Origin of the sequence: Leptolyngbya sp. FACHB-8, from assembly GCF_014695575.1 — a bacterium.
GTDB lineage: Bacteria > Cyanobacteriota > Cyanobacteriia > Elainellales > Elainellaceae > Vacuolonema.
This window is the reverse complement of sequence record NZ_JACJOO010000027.1, coordinates 1-17,957: the sequence shown is the minus strand read 5'-3', so window position 1 is coordinate 17,957 and position 17,957 is coordinate 1. Positions and strand designations below refer to the sequence as shown.

The 17,957-nt window shown below is 52.3% G+C and carries 19 protein-coding genes; 9 read left to right on the top strand and 10 right to left on the bottom strand.

Translation table 11 applies throughout. The features are described 5' to 3' along the window. Positions 1–414: 414 nt before the first annotated feature. On the bottom strand, positions 415–774 hold the full coding sequence (locus H6F91_RS05735) for a DUF2203 domain-containing protein (protein WP_190775590.1): 360 nt from the start codon (positions 772–774) through the stop codon (positions 415–417). Positions 775–879: 105 nt separating this feature from the next. Here H6F91_RS05735 and H6F91_RS05730 point away from each other — a divergent pair, with 105 nt between their 5' ends. Then, entirely contained in the window at positions 880–1,194 is a 315-nt protein-coding gene (locus tag H6F91_RS05730) for a DUF6439 family protein (RefSeq protein WP_190775589.1), read from the top strand. Between the two features lie 25 nt (positions 1,195–1,219). Here the strand turns inward: H6F91_RS05730 and H6F91_RS05725 are convergent, their stop codons facing one another. Beyond that, positions 1,220–1,516: a hypothetical protein gene (locus H6F91_RS05725; protein ID WP_190775588.1), complete on the bottom strand. Its 297-nt coding sequence runs from the start codon at positions 1,514–1,516 to the stop codon at positions 1,220–1,222. A 191-nt stretch (positions 1,517–1,707) separates the two neighbouring features. Between H6F91_RS05725 and H6F91_RS05720 the strand changes: the two genes are divergently transcribed. From H6F91_RS05720 to H6F91_RS05690, 7 genes are all read left to right on the top strand, one after another. Continuing rightward, positions 1,708–3,048: an FAD-binding oxidoreductase gene (locus H6F91_RS05720; protein WP_190775587.1), complete on the top strand. Its 1,341-nt coding sequence runs from the start codon at positions 1,708–1,710 to the stop codon at positions 3,046–3,048. A gap of 354 nt (positions 3,049–3,402) precedes the next feature. Beyond that, entirely contained in the window at positions 3,403–4,038 is a 636-nt protein-coding gene (locus tag H6F91_RS05715) for a hypothetical protein (RefSeq protein WP_190775586.1), read from the top strand. 758 nt (positions 4,039–4,796) lie between these two features. Further along, the gene (locus H6F91_RS05710) at positions 4,797–5,474 is read left to right on the top strand and encodes a V4R domain-containing protein (RefSeq protein ID WP_190775585.1); all 678 of its coding nucleotides are present in this window, start codon (positions 4,797–4,799) and stop codon (positions 5,472–5,474) included. After that, entirely contained in the window at positions 5,471–5,797 is a 327-nt protein-coding gene (locus H6F91_RS05705) for a hypothetical protein (protein WP_190775584.1), read from the top strand. Before H6F91_RS05710 ends, H6F91_RS05705 begins: the two co-directional genes overlap by 4 nt. 45 nt (positions 5,798–5,842) lie before the next feature. Continuing rightward, the gene (locus H6F91_RS05700) at positions 5,843–6,340 is read left to right on the top strand and encodes a hypothetical protein (RefSeq protein WP_190775583.1); all 498 of its coding nucleotides are present in this window, start codon (positions 5,843–5,845) and stop codon (positions 6,338–6,340) included. 79 nt (positions 6,341–6,419) lie between these two features. Next, positions 6,420–7,073, top strand: a complete 654-nt coding sequence (locus H6F91_RS05695) for a V4R domain-containing protein (protein WP_190775582.1) — start codon at positions 6,420–6,422, stop codon at positions 7,071–7,073. Between the two features lie 101 nt (positions 7,074–7,174). Further along, a complete protein-coding gene (locus H6F91_RS05690; RefSeq protein WP_347280012.1) occupies positions 7,175–9,061 on the top strand; it encodes a serine/threonine-protein kinase in 1,887 nt (628 codons plus the stop codon). A gap of 243 nt (positions 9,062–9,304) precedes the next feature. Here H6F91_RS05690 and H6F91_RS05685 read toward each other — a convergent pair whose 3' ends face one another. The 4 genes from H6F91_RS05685 to H6F91_RS05670 all read right to left on the bottom strand — a co-directional run bounded on the left by H6F91_RS05685 (position 9,305) and on the right by H6F91_RS05670 (position 11,878). After that, complete coding sequence (locus H6F91_RS05685; RefSeq protein ID WP_190775581.1) at positions 9,305–9,655, bottom strand: DUF3140 domain-containing protein; 351 nt, start codon at positions 9,653–9,655, stop codon at positions 9,305–9,307. Positions 9,656–9,657: 2 nt separating this feature from the next. Beyond that, positions 9,658–9,876 carry a DUF2945 domain-containing protein gene (locus H6F91_RS05680; RefSeq protein ID WP_190775580.1) on the bottom strand — a complete coding sequence of 73 codons (219 nt, stop codon included), beginning with the start codon at positions 9,874–9,876 and terminating at the stop codon, positions 9,658–9,660. A 10-nt stretch (positions 9,877–9,886) separates the two neighbouring features. Further along, on the bottom strand, positions 9,887–10,690 hold the full coding sequence (locus tag H6F91_RS05675) for an SDR family NAD(P)-dependent oxidoreductase (protein ID WP_190775616.1): 804 nt from the start codon (positions 10,688–10,690) through the stop codon (positions 9,887–9,889). Positions 10,691–10,999: 309 nt separating this feature from the next. Beyond that, on the bottom strand, positions 11,000–11,878 hold the full coding sequence (locus H6F91_RS05670) for a M48 family metalloprotease (RefSeq protein WP_190775615.1): 879 nt from the start codon (positions 11,876–11,878) through the stop codon (positions 11,000–11,002). Positions 11,879–12,247: 369 nt separating this feature from the next. On the opposite strand from H6F91_RS05670, the gene H6F91_RS05665 reads away from it, so the two are divergent. Then, positions 12,248–13,510 carry a dihydroorotase gene (locus H6F91_RS05665; protein WP_190775579.1) on the top strand — a complete coding sequence of 421 codons (1,263 nt, stop codon included), beginning with the start codon at positions 12,248–12,250 and terminating at the stop codon, positions 13,508–13,510. Positions 13,511–13,602: 92 nt separating this feature from the next. Here H6F91_RS05665 and H6F91_RS05660 read toward each other — a convergent pair whose 3' ends face one another. The 4 genes from H6F91_RS05660 to H6F91_RS05645 form a co-directional block, all read right to left on the bottom strand. Then, a complete protein-coding gene (locus tag H6F91_RS05660) occupies positions 13,603–14,091 on the bottom strand; it encodes a hypothetical protein (RefSeq protein ID WP_190775578.1) in 489 nt (162 codons plus the stop codon). 89 nt (positions 14,092–14,180) lie between these two features. Beyond that, the gene (locus H6F91_RS05655; protein ID WP_190775577.1) at positions 14,181–14,702 is read right to left on the bottom strand and encodes a DUF937 domain-containing protein; all 522 of its coding nucleotides are present in this window, start codon (positions 14,700–14,702) and stop codon (positions 14,181–14,183) included. A gap of 164 nt (positions 14,703–14,866) precedes the next feature. Beyond that, entirely contained in the window at positions 14,867–17,590 is a 2,724-nt protein-coding gene (gene mutS / locus H6F91_RS05650) for a DNA mismatch repair protein MutS (protein ID WP_190775576.1), read from the bottom strand. 266 nt (positions 17,591–17,856) lie between these two features. Continuing rightward, positions 17,857–17,957 (bottom strand): transposase (locus H6F91_RS05645; protein ID WP_190771277.1); only part of this gene is annotated, 101 nt, incomplete at its 5' end.

The following is a 17,957-nucleotide window of genomic DNA, read 5'->3' as shown; positions in this document are numbered from 1 at the left end:
TGTGCTTGAATCAGCCACAGTTGTTTTTATGAGAGCCACACGGAGCGCAGCTCTCATAAAAACAATCAGATTTTAAGTGCTTGAAAAGCGCTGTAAGCCAATAAAGAGTGGCATAGGGGCTGCTTCTGATGAGATGCGCCAACAAAAATGTCTCACCTTCGACACATGGCTGCCACACGAGCCCGGTACTTTAAATAAGAGCATCATGCTCCTCACCCAATTAATCCCGGCCAGAAGGCCGGGATTTTGTTTATAGCGTGCGCGTTGATTAGGTACGGTGGTGTGCTTAACGCACTTGCAGATTGCTATATGGGTGGTTGCGTTATGAGAACAAGAGCGCGCAGGTTAAACCCACGCTCTCTTGTCCTCATAACGCGAACCATGGATTTCGGGCTAAACTCCAGGCTTTGCTGCTTACCCTGCCCACGATCGCAGTAACCAACCCACCACAATGCCCAATCCTCCAAACCGCACCACTTGCCAAAAGGTTTCTCGCACCCAACCCCACGAGACGAGTTGGCTTTCCAGCGTGATTTCTAATTCTTCTAAGCGCTGCTGAATCTGGCGAACTTCCTGTTTCATGGCAGGGGTTTTCTCTCGGCGGTAGCTTGCTTGAGCCTGGCGCAATTGGTCTTGCAACTCGGCCTGCTCATCCAGGTCGCGTTTGACCTGAGCATAGCGAGATTTAAATTGTTCAAGCGATCGCTCAATCTCTGCCAGGGTTAGTTCAATATCTGGCTCATGGGAGGTGGGCGCATCATTGGGAGAGTTCATGTAGGCTAAAAGAATAGAAATACGGGTATTTACCCTATTCTGCCCAAAACAGCCCGACAGAATGAAGGGTCTATATCGGTTGACAGCACCCCTCAGGTTCTTCCAATGACACAATCCACCGAAGCCCAACCCCTGATTAGCAACGGTCTAGCAACGGCCGGTCCTGCCGCCCTGGCGGATCTTTCTGACGTTGAACTGGTTCAAGCGCTTGCCGCTCGCCTGGCTATTGGCCCCAACGACTGGCACCGCCTCAAATCTAACCGCAAAGCACGGGCCGCAGAACAAGCGGCGATCGCCCTGGTCTATCTGCTCAAGGATCAACCGGAGGAAGCGCTAGCCCGCTTACAGCAGGCCACCGGTTGGCTTGATCGATCCATTCAGGCTCCGCCCTGCCCTAGCCACGGCACACCCAAAGCCTAATTCCATCAGCCTGGGTTGGGTTAGATTACTCGTCTGCGTCGTTCGCTTTGACTGATGGGCGCGGGGAGGTCAGGGTGAATGGCTGAACCGAGGCTCCCACATTCTGTGCTGGCCCTGACTGAGTTGTCATCGAGTTGTTGGCCGTAACCCCCGAGGTCGGGAGGTTAGCCGCCGAGTGACACAGTAGGGTCAATGCACAGGAGCACAGCGCCAGGGACATCAGATCCAGGCTGCGGGACGAAAACACAGGCGAAGTAGCGGCTACGGCCACAGTGGTGGCAGAAGACCGGGGGTAGTGGCGATCGCGCCGTAACTTCCTCATTGAAACTCAACTCCAAAACGGAACGCTAATACAACAACAATTCAATCCAGGCCAGTCTATCCAAGAAGCGTTTTCTGCTTCTCTACTAGACTACCCAATGAACAAATTTGTTCACGCAGAGCCAACCCATTATGGCGAATGGTGTACCCATTCGTGTGGTTTTTCTCTGCTTCTATCAGAGCAGGTGCTCCATGGCCAGGCTTTATGATACGTCAATGTACGATCGCACCCGTCCCGTCGGAAGTTTTTGGGAAACAACGGTTCCCTCACCGATGGTAGACCCGCCCCTCAGCCATACTCTTCACTGCGATACTGCCATCATCGGGAGTGGTTTTACTGGACTTTCTGCGGCATTGCATCTAGCTGAAGCGGGAGAGCAGGTTTGCATCCTTGAAGCAGGAACTCCCGGTTGGGGTGCCTCTGGTCGCAATGGTGGATTTTGCTGTGTTGGCTCTACCCGTCTTTCAGATGAGGAGTTGTTGCAACGGTTTGGCCGGGACGAAACCTATCGCTTTTTTCAGCACCAGCGGGATGGTGTGGAACTGGTTCGTCACCTGGCGCAGCAGTACAATCTTTCCATTGACGCGCAAGGAAATGGAGAGATTCAGGTGGCTCACCGTCCCTCGCGCCGATCGGCATTGGAGAACCAGTACGCATTCTTTAAAGATGTCGCAGAGTATCCCTGTGTTCTTTGGACGTCTGAGGAGCTGACCGAGAAAGCTCTTCAAATCCCTGAAGGTTATGGTGCTTTATGGCTGGGGGTCGGGTTTGGCCTGAATCCAATGAAATATGTGCAGGGGTTGGCGACGGCTGTCAGGCAGCGGGCGATCGCCCTCTATGCTCACAGCCCTGTCGAAGCCTGGGAGAAAACGGACGCCAAGCATCAATTGCACACGCCTGGAGGAACTGTAGTTGCCCGCCGCGTACTGATTGCGACAAACGGCTATACATCAGAAGCTCTTTTCCCAGCCTTTGAGGGGCGCCTCCTGCCTGTGATGTCCAATATTCTCACTACGCGACCCCTTACCTCAGAGGAATTAGCAGCCCAGGGCTGGCACACAGAAACTCCTGTCTTCAACACGCAGAACTTATTGTTTTACTTCCGGTTATTGGCGGATGGTCGATTTTTGTTTGGTGGGCGTGGGGGAATGGTGGGTTCGCAGGAGGAGAGCGATCGCCGCCGCCACGTTTTAACTCAGCAATTCCGTCGTACGTTCCCTGCCTGGAGCGAGGTTGAAATTACCCATTTCTGGAATGGTTTAGCCTGTACCAGCGCTAACCTTACGCCCCACATTGGCAGCTTTGCAGAAGATCCAAGTGTTTTCTATGCTCTGGCTTATCACGGAAACGGGGTTGCAGCAGCGACCTGGAGTGGGCGGGCGATCGCTCAGATCATGACAGATCAAGCTCAGCTCACTGATTTTTCCGCTGTCTATCGCCAGCCGTTGAAGGCTTTTCCATTACCCGGTTTGCGGATGTGGTATCTGCGATCGCTTTACGCTCTATACACGCTGCAAGATGCTTTACCTTAGTGTTCATTGCTCTTCATAACTTTTTGCCCGTAACCGAATGGAGCTATGAAATGGGATGTGGAACTACGGTTCCACATCCCATTTCATAGCTCCATTCGACACATTGCTGTTTGCCGTTGGTTCGTGATGGCGTCTTTATTGAGTGTTTTTTCCATTACACGCCACACTCAATAAAACGGAGCGAATGGGAGCACTGCTCCCATTCGCTCCGGATGTTCTAGCTGGCGCAACAAAGGTTATATCAAGACTCAGTATTGGTTTTTTATTGCTGAATCTGGTGAAGTTGCTATTCTTTGGAGGGCATCAAAAAAATTGTCCTCCCTGAGCAAAAATCCTTCAAGCCAGTGGTACCTCATGGATACTAACCTTCTCCAGAACCGCGACTATACGTTGATTATTGCCCGTACAGCCGACGAATTTGCTCCTAACCCACCACATTTTTCCGAGCGTTGGAACGCTGCCCTGGAATCTATTGTGATGCTAGCCCAAACCTGCGAAACCTTTGACCCTGATGGAATTACACTCTATGTCGCTTGTCAGGGAAACGAAAGGGATTGCGAGTTTCTCCAGTACGAAAATGTGACCAGTGGAAGTTTGTTATCGGTGATTAAAGATAATTACCCACCTCGCAAAGTACAAATTCAAACCGTACTAAAAGCTGCGTTGGACAGCTACTTTACGCGAAAAACTGCCGGACAAACTCAACCTAATGGCGAGATGCTTGTAATTTTGCTGGATGGGGAGCCCGAAGATCGTATGGCAGTGGCGCGAACCATTCGGGAGGCTACCCACCAGATGGACTCTGATGAGGAACTGGGCATTAGTTTCTTGCAGATTGGGGATAACGCGATCGCTACTGGCTTCCTCACCGCCCTCGATGAAAACCTTCAGGAAGCTGGCGCTGCCTTTGACATCGTTCACACCCGTCACCTGGAAACTATTCAGCCAGAGTCGATTACACAGTTTTTGCTGAATACGTTGAATGAATAAGGCAGAGGGTGATGGGTTCATGGGCGGAAGGCGGGAGGTAGTTTGCCCATGCCCATCTGTGGAGGGGAGGGACATGAACCACCCTAATCTTTCCTAATCTTTACACATAGGTTGATTCCCGCTGCTTAGGACGAGTAGTGCGCCAAGTGAATTCTGAGTTGCAAGCCCGCGCATAACCTTGGCGTGAGGCGCACGTCAAGAAGGGTGTTTTCGAGTACCGCGTAACACGCTGCACTCGAAAACGCCTTTAACCCGAACCCAGGTTCCCTCAAGGCACCGTCCGGATTCCTATCGGTTCGCCCTGAACTCCTTGGTATCTCCGTGTCCTATTAAGAGACAATCAATATTTGTAAAAAAATCAACACGACCCGTTATATCTGAGCTAATAACGGGCAATTCTAGAAGAAGATTCGTCACAGATTATGGCGTTACTCTTACTTCTATTTCGTGATGTTTTCTGGCAGTTCTGAGTTTTGTAATTCTGACTTAAGTTCACAAAAATCTACAGGAAACCACCCCACCCAGGGTTTAATCTACCCCCTAAAGGGAACACTGGAATTGGAAGTTAGAGATGATAGCACGTTGGCGATAGGCTACCGCCTACAATGCCTTCCCGAATGGTTGAAGTATCTACCAAGCACTTTCGAACTTTGCCCTTCGGCATGAATCCTGCACTCCCATGGGATGGATTTAAATAGCCTGTCATTGGGGCGAAAGCACACAACGCATACATAGTTCAGTACAGCTAAGGGATTCCTATGGTGACTGCATCCGATAGCATACTAAAGCTCCGTAACCCTAAAAAACATAACCACTATGGGTTCCGTGACTTCTTTCAATTTGACCCTGACAAGGGCACGATTATGGACTGGAACGGGAGCCAAAACCTCCTGACCACCGAAGACTTTATTATTGGCCTTGTTGAGGGCCTCGAAGAAGAAGTTGGTGACTCCTCTGCCGCCATTATGTACACCATTGGTTGTGAGTGGGGCCAGAAGGATGCTTTCTTTTTCGAGAAGTGGTTTGAGAAAGAATTTGAGCGGAATATTCGCCAAACCAATCTGCTTTTTCTACTAGAAACCTGGTGGTGGCCCTTCACCTCTCAGGGTTGGGGGCGTTGGGAAGTGGACATGGGCGATCGCAAACAAGGCTTCATGTTCATCAACATTTTTGACTCCGCTGTAGCTCGCACGCTGGGAGATGTGGGTAAGCCGGTTTGTTATATCTACGCCGGTTTATTTGCCGGATTCTTCACTGAGCTAGTGAAAAAGCAACTGAGTTGTATTGAAATTCAGTGCTACTCCATGGGCGAAACCTATTGCAAGTTCCTGCTGGGGGGCCAAGACCGGATTGATGCGGCTTCCTTCTGGATGAATGAAGGTGCAACCGCCCGCGACATTGAAAAACGGCTGCGTTCTGGAGAAAGGTTGTCATGAGCAGTGCTACTCTTCTCCATACCAACGGTTCGAAACCTCATATCTCCATGGATGCCTGGCTCCAAACCTCAACCCGGAAGTTTTTCTCCTCCGTCAATTGGGACGATAACCCACCCGAGATTCAAGAGATTAAACAGAAGGTTGCAGAGAACCCCACTGCGGAAGATTTGAGCCGTGATTTGACGGTCGGTCAGTTCTTTGCGGCGGTGAATTGGGATGATGACGCCGCCGTCGCTCCACCTGCTGCCGACAACTTCCTGGCAGAGTTGCTGGAGGAGCCCGCCAATAATTTCACCCTGGATGACTTTTCGGATCTCTTCTAACCCCCTTAGTTATCCAAGTCCTTCACTTTCTTAGAATGAAAACCTATGCACCCACAACTCGAATCCGTTTTTGATGAAGCTGAAAACCGTTATCTGAAGCCTGAAGAACTGAGTGTTCTCAGCCAATATGTATCGTCTCTACCTGAGCGTCTGGATACCTATCGGGTGTTACGCGATCGCGAACTCGACATCATGCAAAAGGTTGCTGATGATCTGGTTGCTGCCATGCCCGGCGAGTCTCAGCCTCGCTTAGAGCGGAGTATCCGCAACGCGTTGCTGGTGTTGCGCTACTGCGCTATGGGTATGTTGCTGGAGGATGAAAGCTTTGTGCAAGGCCGCATTCAAGGCTGGCTCAAAGAATCCATTCAAGCCTACGACACCCCCCAGATTGAAACCCAACTCTACACTCTGCTTGACAAGCATCTAGCTCAGTCTCTGAGTGCGGCTCAAGTGGCTCTGCTGAAGCCGCTGTTAGCCCTGGCTCAAAACACCCTCCTGGGTGCTGCGGAAGAACCCCTCACCGCCTCGGTTCTGGGGTGGTAAGTGCACGACGGTTCACCTCTCCCGGGCAATTGGCCGAGGGCAACCGTCAGAACCATTAGAACTAAGCTGAGAGACTCCTATGATTTCCGTCGCTGATTTATTGGTAAATAACCGAATTCCGGGCAACTATTTCGCCACGGATGCCTATGTTCGCAGTGACCTGGAGATGGGCTTGCTGGAAAACCGTCAGGGCGATCGCCTACTGGCCCTTCCAGAGACACTCATTCAGGCTATTTACTCTGGCTTGGATAGGGAAACTGGACAGGCTTCCCGTTTGGTATTGTTCAATTGCGGCCGTTGGTGGGGTAAAAACCTCTATAGCCGCTTTTGCGAAGAACTGACTGACTATTACGGCACGCCTCTATCAGACATGCCCATGGTGGAATTTATTCAAGCATTGCAGCAGTGCTGGATTACCCACGGTTGGGGCAAGATTGAACTGGATGAATCCCATCAACACCGTGGTTTGCTGGTGGTTAAAATCACCAATTCTCCCTACGCTCGCCTGGCTCCCAAACAGAACCAACCCATGTGCCCCTTAGAAGCAGGGATTTTAGCTTCCTTCTTCAGCCAGCTTGCCGGGCGAGAGCTGCATTGTGTCCAAACGACGTGTGAGTCCATGGGAGCAGATTGTAACCGTTTTATCGTGGGCTTACCCAAACGTCTGGAGCCTGCCGAAACGATGGTCACCAATCTAGAGCACGATGCCATCATTCAACAGCTCTGCAGCTAAGCCATGGGTTTCGGAGATCTCTGTCATAGGTGATCTAGCAGAGATCCCAGCTATAACGTTAAACTACCCCTGTTCAACCGTCCTCACGGTCTAAAGCTGTCGTGTCTACTCCATTGGGATTGCCGGGAAAAGATCTGAGGCGTTCACGTTATCGACTGTTAGGGCTGGTCGGACAGGGGCAATTCGGACGTGTATACTGTGCGGTGCATCGCCGTACCGGGCAGCTTGTAGCCTTAAAAGACCTGGATCACGAGCGCTTTCCAACGCACAAGTTTCTGCGGGAACTGAGGTTCTTGTTGAGCCTGGAACATCCCAATATTGTTACCTGCCACTCCCTGGAGCACACTCGCACCGGACGCTACCTGGTGATGGATTACTGCGAAGGGGGCACACTGCGGGGCTTGATGGAGGAGGACACACGCCTCAGCCTGCCGCAAAGCATTAAGCTCACGATGGATATTCTCTCAGGGTTGGAGCAAGCGCACCAACGGGGGATTGTGCATTGTGACATCAAGCCAGAGAACATTCTGCTGAATTTAGAGCCTCATGGTTGGAAAGCGCGAATTTCTGACTTTGGAATTGCACGGTTGAGCCAGGAAAGCGAAGCTGCGGACCCTCACTCAGGCACCGGCAATACGGGCTCACCGGCCTATATGGCTCCAGAACGGTTCTACGGGCAGTATTCCAAGACTTCAGACTTGTACTCGGTTGGCGTGTTGCTGTTTGAGTTGCTGTCGGGCGATCGCCCCTTCTCAGGTACTCCCGGCGAGCTGATGTCAGCCCATCTGAACAAGCCACTAAAATTTCCAGATGCCATTGCCCCAGTTTGGTATCCGGTCTTGCTGATGGCTCTTCAGAAACTAGTGGCTCGACGCTTCCAGACGGCGGGGGACATGCTGCTCGCGTTGAAACAGGCAGCCGCAGCTGATGGCATTTTGAGTTCGATCGAAAGGCAACCTGTCACAATTCCACTGCTGCAGTCGAACACAGAGCTAACCCCAGCCAGCCTGTCAGAAAATCGTACCGATCGCATTGGGGAGCCCTTTCAGGCGATCGCTCCCCTGCCTGAGCAGAATCAAAAACTGTTTAAGCCCTTTCCGGCACTACTGAAATTATGTGTTGCCAAAGGCAAGGCTCTCAGCATAGAGCAGCGTGAAACGGCTTTAACAGAAAACCCGATTTCTTACCTTTCTCATACGGTTAAGCTGCCAGACCCGATTCGGCAACTGGTGCCTACTTCTGAGGGGTGCTATGCGCTAACCGAGCGGGCGTTTTATCAGATTAATTGGTCATACCGGGCAGACCTTCCCCCTGTGCCACTAACCCATTTGGAGCCAGGGGCGATCGCGGCGTTGTCTCCGCAACAGCAATGGTTGGCGATCGCAGCTCCCCAACCTGATCTGCCGACCTGGCAACTCCGAGTGCTATCTTTGCAATCGGAGAATGTCCCACCTCGCCTGGTTTCAGTACCCTATGCCCAGGCCCAGACCCAGGTTGAACATCTGGTATTTCTCGACGATCGCCACCTGGTCGCCATTTCCCAACGTTCGAAGGCTGAGACGCATTCTTCCTGGATGGATGTATTGGCGCGGCGTGGTAAGCATTTGGGGCGATTTGAACTGCCGATTCAGATGGGGCAGGTGGTTAAAACGGCATTTCCCTATCGGTTGGTGGTGAGCGATCGCCGTGATCCTCAATCTCTCGTGACGATTGATCTAAAACCCTACCGCATCAGCCGATTTGCGCTAGGCATTGTTCCTGAAATTATTGCTGTAGCTCCCTGGGGTTATGTTGTTGCTGATGCCAAGGGACAGGTTTTGATGTTGGATGAGTACGGGCAGCGGGTTGGCCGTATTGATCTGCCCTTTCCAGCAACTGCAATCGTGCCCTTCGATGCCCACGGCCTATTAATTGCCACCTGGAATGAAACCTGGGGCCACTTGCACATCCTTAACCTCAAAACGTTAGATATCCAGTTTTTATTTTGAGGCTTACAGCCCAACCGTTAGCGCAGTCTAGGGGGCGACCTTGCCGCGCAACCATTCATGCAGAAAGTCTAAGATTTGTGGGAATTGTAGTAGACCTCCTGCGTGAATCGTTGCGCGGCTGCACCGCGCAACGATTCACGCTCTCAGAAATCGATTCATGCAGGAGGTCTAGTGTACTGCCACTAGGAAATGTGCGAGGCATAAAGTGCCTCGCACATTTTTTGTGATGGTTAGCCAGCGTTGCTACTTGTCTTGCAAGGGCTCGTGTCCCCAGTTCTTGAGGGAATAGCGCCAGCGAGTGTCTTCAATGTCGCCTGACGGACGTTGGGCGAGGTGACGATGTACGTAGCTGACGACGCGGCGCATCTGATGATAGTCCTCGTCAGAGTAATCGTTGCCTTTATGGCGTAGAAGTTCCACGATGGCTCGCCCTGATTGATGGCCGGTAGATTCGTCGCCTTCATGTTCCTTCCAGCCGACGGATTTGGATTCTTCGGTCTTGAGCCAGGCATCGAGTTCCTTAGCAGACATATTAACCGCCTCGCGGAACTCCCGCAGGGCCGTCTCGTTGTCTGTTGCGGTGTGGTGTGCCATGGTTAATCCTCTGCGATCTTCTTCAACTGCTCGCCTTTGTGGATGGCTTCCTTGCCGCTCTTCTCACTTTCCACCAGATACTCGGGCTTATCCTTAGAGGCTGCAAAGTGATGGTTTTTGAAGTCTGTAGGTTCTGTGATCACTTTCTTGACCACGCCCTGTGATGTGCCGCCGGAGGAATGCCATTCGACGCGATCGCCCTTCTTAAATTTCTCTGTCATAACGATTGCCTCACTTATTACCTGAACCGGGTTCTGTCAGTTGGCGGTGCTGTGCGGCTTTACCCATATCCGGTAGAACCTTGCTCACCGTGCCCTGCACCTTGGTCATCAAGGACCCGGCAATGATGGAATCTTTGCCATCCATCAGCGCTTCAAAACCCTGCTTTGCTACCTGCGCCGGATCGTCTTTATGCTCCGAACCTGCTTTCGTATCATCCATTCCTGCCCGGTGGAAGAAGTTCGTATCCGTTGGTCCTGGCATCAATGACGTGACGGTTACCCCAGTATCCTTCAACTCATTGCGGAGTGCTTCGGCAAAGGAATGGACGAAGGATTTAGACGCGGCATAAACCGCCTCGAAGGGACCGGGCATGATGGAGGCGATCGAGGACGTAAATAAAATACGCCCATGCCCCTGATCCGCCATGTCTTTCACGACCCGCTTGGCGAGGTGAACAGTGGATACGACGTTGAGGTTGATGAGATTGAGTTCATCCTTCAAATCAGTTTCGTGGGCAAATTCGCCACCAACTCCAACCCCAGCATTGAGAGCGATCGCCTCTACCGGTCGGCCTGTTGCTTTGATTTCGCTGTATAGCTTCTCGACGCCATCATAGGTTGCTAGATCTGTCTGCACAGTCTGCACCTGGCCACCAAAGGCTTTACATGCCTCGGCTGCTTTTTCGATGCTAGGCCCTGTGGAGGTGACCACTAAATCGAATCCATTCTGTGCAAATTGTTTGGCTAGCTCGAAACCAATTCCATTGGACGCACCTGTTACGACCGCCAGGGGCCGAGTCTGCGTTGTATTCATGACTGTTAAATCCTGTATAGCGGCTTCACACGTTCCATTCTGGGCGTGTTGTTTGGATGCCACAGAAGTAGTGCCTGAAGGATTGCCTTCAATTGTTCTGATCGTAAAAAGGGTATTCATGGATAACGTCTTTCCAATGACGTATCCTGTAAAATTCAACCTTCTTTTGCTATGGGGCAAGAATTGAAGATGTCATTTCGGATGGTAAAGGGCTTACACTCCAGCATCCGAAATGACTGTAAAAAATGACTGTAAAAAAGGATGGGCAGTATACAGCACCGCCCATCCTTTGAGAAATTGGCTAACTTTTTACGATGCCATCGCAGGTGTTTGTAAGCTTGCTGCAAGCTGCTTGAGGCGCTCAATCCGATTTTCGGTGGAGGGGTGAGTGCGGAAGAGGACTTCCAAACCTTCTTTAGAGAGGGGATTGATAAACAACAGCGGGGACATGGCAGGGTTCCCATTCATAGGAATCTGATGGCCAACTCGTTCCAGTTTTTCCAGCGCTGATACCAGTGCCATAGGGTTGTGAGTGATCTCAGCGGCTCCGGCATCGGCGGCAAACTCACGGGTGCGGGAGATCGCCAGTTGAATGATGGAGGCTGAAATCGGGGCTAGAATAACCAGGAATAAAATGGCCAGTGGATTACCACCCCGACGATTGTTGTTTGAAACGGGGAAGTATAAGGCACCAAAGGTGAGAATCCGCCCCAGGAAGGTCAGGCTTCCGGCCAGAGTTCCGGCGACGGCCTGGGTCAGGGTGTCGTGGTTACGGACATGGGTTAGCTCGTGGGCCAAAACCCCTTCCAGCTCCTCAGGTGTCAGCAAATTCAAAATTCCCTCCGTTACCGCAACGGCAGCATGGTTGGGGTCGCGGCCTGTGGCAAAAGCATTGGGTGACTCGTTGCGAATGATGTAGATCTGAGGAGTGGGAATTCCAGCGCGATCGCTCAACCGATGTACCATTGCATGCAGGTCAGGAGCCTCTGCCTGCGAAATAGGTTGAGCTTGGAAGGCAGCCAGAGCAGCTTTGTCTGAGTAAAACCAGGAGCTAAAGCTGGTGAAGGCGGCGATCGCCAACCCCGCATACAAGCCTCGCTCATCTCCTACCAGGTAGTATCCAGCCAGCACTAACAGGCCACTCAGTAAACCTAGTAGTGCAGCAGTCCTCAAACGATTACCAATCATGACGTTGTGTTCCCACGCATTGATGCTGTCGGTACCATCGCAAATTTCGGCTTTGCTCCGTATCCGTCGGGGGAACGAAATCATCCCTCACCCATCTACAGCATGTTTCTACTTCGTGGGGTATGAGAGAGGGATGTGGAACGAAGTCCCGCATCCCCCTCTTGTACCTCACCAGACCTCCTGCATAAATTTAAAAGTGCTGTATGTAATTGAGTTGAGCTACTCGCTGTCGCAACATAGCGGTCTGAGGGGATTGAGAGTTTGGATGAAAACGATTATTTTGAAAAGTTTCCGGGTGCCCGACAATGGACAATGAAATAAGGCTATTTGGCCTCCAAGTTGGTGCTTCTGCACAGGGTCTTCTGGTTTATGGCTGGTGAATTGTTACGTCAGGTTCGCGTACTCGATCCCCTAAATGGACGGGATAGTTGCGCGGATGTGTGGCTAGAGTCTGACGTTGTTCGGGATATTACCGAGCACATTACTGACGTACCGGAAGGTACAGAGGTGCGAGATGGTACGGGGCTGGTATTAGGACCAGGACTGGTTGACTTGTACAGCCATTCTGGTGAGCCAGGAAATGAGTCTCGCGAAACCATGGAAACTTTGGCACGGGCAGCGATCGCAGGTGGCTTCACTCAACTAACCCTGCTCCCGGATACTGATCCGACCGTTGATTCCCCCACAGGCATAACCTGGGCTACATCCCACTGGCCAGCTACAGGCCCACGTCTGCATCTATGGGGAGCCTTAACCCAGGGGGTGCAGGGGCAGCAAATGACAGAATTGGCGGATTTAGCGGCAGCGGGGGCGATCGGATTCGCTGATGGCCAACCGTTGCAAAATCCATTGTTGCTGCGTCGGGTGTTAGAGTACGCCCATCCACTGCAGAAACCTGTGGCTTTGTGGGGGTGCGATCGCCAACTTCAGGGCAGTGGGGTTGCCCGCGAGGGGATGGATTCCATTCAACTGGGTTTACCGGGTACTCCGGCCCTGGCAGAAACAACGGCTCTGGCTACCTTGCTGGAGTGTGTGGCAACCATCGGTACCCCTGTGCATGTCATGCGGGTTTCTACAGCCCGCAGTGTCGAGCTGATTGCCGATGCAAAACAGAAGGGATTACCCATTACTGCCAGCACCACCTGGTTACATTTGTTGCTAAACACCAGCGATCTCAAGAGTTATAACCCCAATCTGCGCGTAGAGCCGCCTTTGGGCACTTCAGCAGATCAGATGGCGTTAATTCAGGGAGTTGAATCAGGGGTGATTGATGCGATCGCCATCGACCACGCCCCTTACACCTATGAAGAGAAAACGGTTGCTTTCGCTGAAGCTCCTCCTGGGGTCATTGGGCTGGAGTTAGCACTGCCGCTTCTTTGGCAGGGGCTGGTGGCTAGCGAAAAATGGTCAGCCCTGACGCTATGGAAAGCTTTAAGTCTCTCTCCCCAGACCTGTCTTCAACAGACCCCTACAGGGGTTACTCCCGGAGCACCGGCTGATTTGGTTTTGTTTGACCCAAGCGATCGCTGGCGAATTACCCCTCAAGTACTTCAATCCCGCTCTTACAACACGCCCTGGCTGGAGCAAGTGATTACAGGTCGTGTTATTAAAACCTGGACAGCACCCCGCTAAAATTTCTGCCCAGCGGTGTTCCAAAACAAAAGCTTTATTGTGCAAGGACTTCGTCCTCGCACAATAAAGCTTTTCTGAGATGTAAGCGAGGGTTATAGCGCTAAAACAGCTTTGATGCGTTCTAAGGCTATGGCCTCCTTATCGCTGACCTTTGTGCTGCCTGAGCCGAACAATCCGCTGCCCGCTGCTTTGGCAACCCGCTCTGCACAGGAGTAGATGAATTCTTTGTACTGCTGAATGTCTTCAGGGCTAGCCTTGCTGCTAAGGACTGCTAAGGCCGCTTGAATGCGCGCGATCGCCGTATCCACGACGGTCTCGGGCTTCACCTCATCGGGGGTGAGCTGAACATTTAAGCTCCCCTCCTCACGGGCCTGCTTCACAGCTTCCTGAGAAAAGAGCGCTTGAATAATGGCATTGTTCGGATAACGTTCCGATGCAGCAGCAATCTCCTGACCCATGGCCGTTGCCTCAATGGCCGATGAGACAATTCCCACATCCACCATAGAGACGGCCATCCCAGTGACCATAACAGCGGCAGCCAACTGCGTCATTTCGTCGCGCGAAAAAGTGGCATCTGACATGGATTTCTCCTAAAAAAGCGGTTGGGCAAGGTTCTAGAAGTGTTAATTCTTACGTGCAAAGTAGAGAAAACAACGTTTCTTACGAATTTCTAAACCTTTTCGGGGTTGATGTAGTGGGTTGCCAGTCGGAATACTTCTCCAAGATCAGTATCGCCGTCGCGATCGCCATCCAAAAACATCGTTAACAGGGGATTAGCTCCACCCGCTTCCGATTTAGGATTTCCCATATTTAACAGCTTAAGCACTGCCGGTAACAGTAAGGGGAGCCCCGCCTGAATCACGCCAGTATCCAGACCTGTACGCTGCCCGACTTCCTGGGCAAACTGCTGCTGTATTGGGGGTGGGAAAAGCGCTTGCACTCCTGCGGCTCCGCCACCGCCCAGGGTTTGACCCAACAAATTTCCTAATTGACCACTGCCGAGCCCGCCGTGCCGTATGTTTGCCTGTACCAAACCCCCCAGCGCAGACAAAATCGTTTGCATCGTCGAAGGTGGAATATGATGATCCGCTGCAAACTGCTGAACGGTGTTGACTACTGTTTCAAGCTGCGCAACATTTCCCTGAAGGTTAGGGTTGTTGATCGCACTTAACACATCAAAAAACATTGCCATAGGGTCTACCTTTCATCATGAGTTCCATCGGTGTAAGGGATTGGACATCGTACACAGGGTTGCCCTTGACTGCACTGTCCAAACTATGCGCTCAGCTCAGTTGGTTTGGGCTGATTTTACCGAAGCCTTGCTGAAATGGCAGGCATGCTGGAGAACATCTGACCCTACAGGCTAAAAATATCGAGCTGACTGGAAGGCAAATCCTCAGACACAAGATTTCGCTTCTTGGATGGCAGCTCAGACGTGGAGCCGGATTTGCGTAAGCCTACGGCAATACGAGAGTGCTTCTCGATTTGTGCCATGACTTGCTTCGCCCGCTGAATGACGGAGGGAGGCAAGCCTGCCAACCGGGCCGCCTCAATTCCGTAAGAGCGATCGGCTCCTCCCGGACGCACTTGATGCAAAAAGATAATCTGATCAGGTAGCTCTTTCACGACAACCTGATAGTTGGAAATGTTGGGCAGCAACGACGCCAGCTCATTCAGCTCGTGATAGTGAGTCGCAAAAATGGTGCGGGCGCGCAACTCGCTTGCCAAATATTCTGCCACTGACCAGGCGATCGACAATCCATCAAAGGTGGCTGTACCCCGACCAATTTCATCCAGAAGAACGAGCGATCGCGCCGTCGCATGGTTCAAGATGTTGGCTGTTTCATTCATCTCCACCATAAAGGTCGATTGTCCCGTAGCCAGGTCATCCACAGCTCCAACGCGGGTGAAAATGCGATCGCACACTCCTAATTCCGCCCGAGTTGCGGGCACAAAGCTACCCACTTGGGCCATGAGTTGAATCAACCCCACCTGGCGTAAGTAGCAGCTCTTCCCGCTAGCATTGGGTCCGGTCAGGATAATCAAATCTGGAACCTTCTCTTCAGACCCCTGGGCGGTGGCTCCCAACATTGCGGAGTTGGGCACAAAAAAACCGGCGGGTAAGGATTGCTCAACGACGGGATGGCGGCCATTCTCAATGGCAATTTGTCTTCCTTCTGTGATGGTGGGGCAGCAGTAGTTTTGGTAGATGGCGACTTCGGCAAAGGCACAGAGGACGTCAACGGCGGCGATCGCCCCGGCTACCTCCCGAATTGGCTCGGCGTATTGGCTCACCTCTTCCCGTAAGCCGACGAAGATTTCATATTCCAGCTTGTTGATTGCATCGCGGGCGTTAAAAATCGCAGTTTCCCGATCTTTCAACTCAGAGGTGATGTACCGTTCCTCGTTGGTCAGGGTTTGCTTGCGCGTGTAGCCTTCAGGCACCTTGTCTCCTGACTTGGCCCGCGAAATGCTGATGTAATAGCCAAACGCCTTGTTATAGCCCACCTTGAGGCTGGAAATACCTGTACGTTGGCGTTCCTGGCTCTCCAGGTTGGCGATCCACTGCTGGTCCGCATCCAGCTTTTGCCGCAGCTCATCCAGTTGGGGATGGATGCCTGAACGAATGAGATTTCCTTCAGTCAGATAGAGCGGGGGATGCTCCACCAGATGCGCCCGGAGCCGATGACCCAACTCCTCCAATTCAATGGGTACCGATTGCAGCGCCATTAAGTAGGGGGAAGCCGCTTCTGCCAGCACTGCCGCTAGCTCTGGCAACTTAATCAGCGAATCTGCTAAAGCCGATAAATCCCTGGCATTGGCGGTGCCTGACCCGGCTCGTCCGGTCAGCCGCTCCAGGTCGTAGATCTGTTTCAGCAGTTGTTGCAGGTGTTGTCGCAAAAGACCATGGGTGACGAGTTCTTTCACGGTTTCCTGGCGATCGCCAATGCCCTTCCGATCCAACAATGGCTGCAATAGCCAACGTCGCAATCGCCGCCCGCCCATGGCGGTTACTGTCCGATCCAGCGCCCAAAGTAAGGAGCCGTGGAATGTGCCATCTCGCTGAGTTTGTGTGATTTCGAGGTTGCGGCGAGTCTGGTGATCCAACACCAAAAACTCGCTCAGGGTATAGGTGCAAAGGGGTTGTAGCGGAATGCGGTTATTGGATTTGGGTTGTCCCGGCAGTTCCACCTGACGTTCCGAGGTTTCTTCTAAATACGCCAGCAATCCTCCCGCTGCGCGTACGGCCAACGGCAAGTGTTCACAGCCCATGCCTTCCAGCGATCGCACTCGAAACCGCTCCAACAATCGTTGCTTGGCCTCGCTCAGGATGAAGGGAGACTGCGATCGCAACGTATAGCAAAAGCTCGGCGGGAAACACTCAGGTAAGCCACTTCCAGCACCCCCTTCCCCCGGACGCAGTAACCGCCCTAAATCCGGTGCATCAGTGGGCACCAGCACCTCAGAGGGTTGCAGGCGCATGAGTTCCTGAGTGAGTTGATCCAGCTCACTGGCCTGGGTGGTGAGAAATTCTCCCGTGGAGACATCAGCGATCGCCAATCCCCAATGATTTCCTGCAATCACCACCGCGGCCAGATAGTTGTTGCGACGGGCATTCAACATCCCCTCTTCCAGCACTGTGCCTGGGGTGATCACCCGTGTCACTTCGCGCTGTACCAGTCGCCCCTGAACTTCAGAAGCGTCCTCAGTTTGGTCACAAATCGCGACGGCAAATCCCCGTTCTACCAGCAAGGCACAATAGCGATCCAGCGCATGGTGGGGAATGCCGGCTAGAGGCACCCGACCAATTTCTTTGCCAGCATCTTTGCTGGTGAGCACCAGTTCTAATTCACGAGCAACGGCGATCGCATCTTGAAAAAAGGTTTCAAAAAAATCACCCACGCGGTACAGCAACAACGCGTGTGGATACTCGTCCTTCAGCTCCGCGTAGTGCCGCATCATGGGCGTCAAGGCCTCCCGATTCACCGCCCGGTGATCGGCATAACGCACGGTATGTTTAATTAATCGCTCTGGCAAATCCCCTAAAGGATTATTTTCCGTCTCAGGCAAGTCAGACATTGCAGTTCTAGTTACCACGCCCCATCTCTTGGGGCAATGCACCTAAGTAATGTATCGCACTGGGTAAAAGGTTGCATGGGAACAGCAATTCTCAGTATGGAATTAGGCCCGAAAACCGCTTGCCGAGGGCAAGCGGTTTTCGGGCCTCAAAGCCAAGATTGCGCGCCCAACGGGCGCGCAATCTTGGCTTTGAAGCTCATAATGAGAACTGCTGGCATGGGAATGGAGAGATTGCCAGCATGAGGAAACTGTTCTAGGGCGTGTCATCAATTAAGCCAGATGAGCGTTGCTGCCAGGTAGATACCCCCTAAAAAGCTCTCCGCTAGCTTATCGTACCGGGTTGCAATCCCCCGGTATTGCTTCAGTT

Coding starts and splice junctions, on each gene's coding strand:
- H6F91_RS05735 (WP_190775590.1), bottom strand. CDS start 774: ATGAACTCTCCCAATGATGCGCCCACCTCCCATGAGCCAGATATTGAA.
- H6F91_RS05730 (WP_190775589.1), top strand. CDS start 880: ATGACACAATCCACCGAAGCCCAACCCCTGATTAGCAACGGTCTAGCA.
- H6F91_RS05725 (WP_190775588.1), bottom strand. CDS start 1,516: ATGAGGAAGTTACGGCGCGATCGCCACTACCCCCGGTCTTCTGCCACC.
- H6F91_RS05720 (WP_190775587.1), top strand. CDS start 1,708: ATGGCCAGGCTTTATGATACGTCAATGTACGATCGCACCCGTCCCGTC.
- H6F91_RS05715 (WP_190775586.1), top strand. CDS start 3,403: ATGGATACTAACCTTCTCCAGAACCGCGACTATACGTTGATTATTGCC.
- H6F91_RS05710 (WP_190775585.1), top strand. CDS start 4,797: ATGGTGACTGCATCCGATAGCATACTAAAGCTCCGTAACCCTAAAAAA.
- H6F91_RS05705 (WP_190775584.1), top strand. CDS start 5,471: ATGAGCAGTGCTACTCTTCTCCATACCAACGGTTCGAAACCTCATATC.
- H6F91_RS05700 (WP_190775583.1), top strand. CDS start 5,843: ATGCACCCACAACTCGAATCCGTTTTTGATGAAGCTGAAAACCGTTAT.
- H6F91_RS05695 (WP_190775582.1), top strand. CDS start 6,420: ATGATTTCCGTCGCTGATTTATTGGTAAATAACCGAATTCCGGGCAAC.
- H6F91_RS05685 (WP_190775581.1), bottom strand. CDS start 9,655: ATGGCACACCACACCGCAACAGACAACGAGACGGCCCTGCGGGAGTTC.
- H6F91_RS05680 (WP_190775580.1), bottom strand. CDS start 9,876: ATGACAGAGAAATTTAAGAAGGGCGATCGCGTCGAATGGCATTCCTCC.
- H6F91_RS05675 (WP_190775616.1), bottom strand. CDS start 10,690: ATGAATACAACGCAGACTCGGCCCCTGGCGGTCGTAACAGGTGCGTCC.
- H6F91_RS05670 (WP_190775615.1), bottom strand. CDS start 11,878: ATGATTGGTAATCGTTTGAGGACTGCTGCACTACTAGGTTTACTGAGT.
- H6F91_RS05665 (WP_190775579.1), top strand. CDS start 12,248: ATGGCTGGTGAATTGTTACGTCAGGTTCGCGTACTCGATCCCCTAAAT.
- H6F91_RS05660 (WP_190775578.1), bottom strand. CDS start 14,091: ATGTCAGATGCCACTTTTTCGCGCGACGAAATGACGCAGTTGGCTGCC.
- H6F91_RS05655 (WP_190775577.1), bottom strand. CDS start 14,702: ATGGCAATGTTTTTTGATGTGTTAAGTGCGATCAACAACCCTAACCTT.
- mutS (WP_190775576.1), bottom strand. CDS start 17,590: ATGTCTGACTTGCCTGAGACGGAAAATAATCCTTTAGGGGATTTGCCA.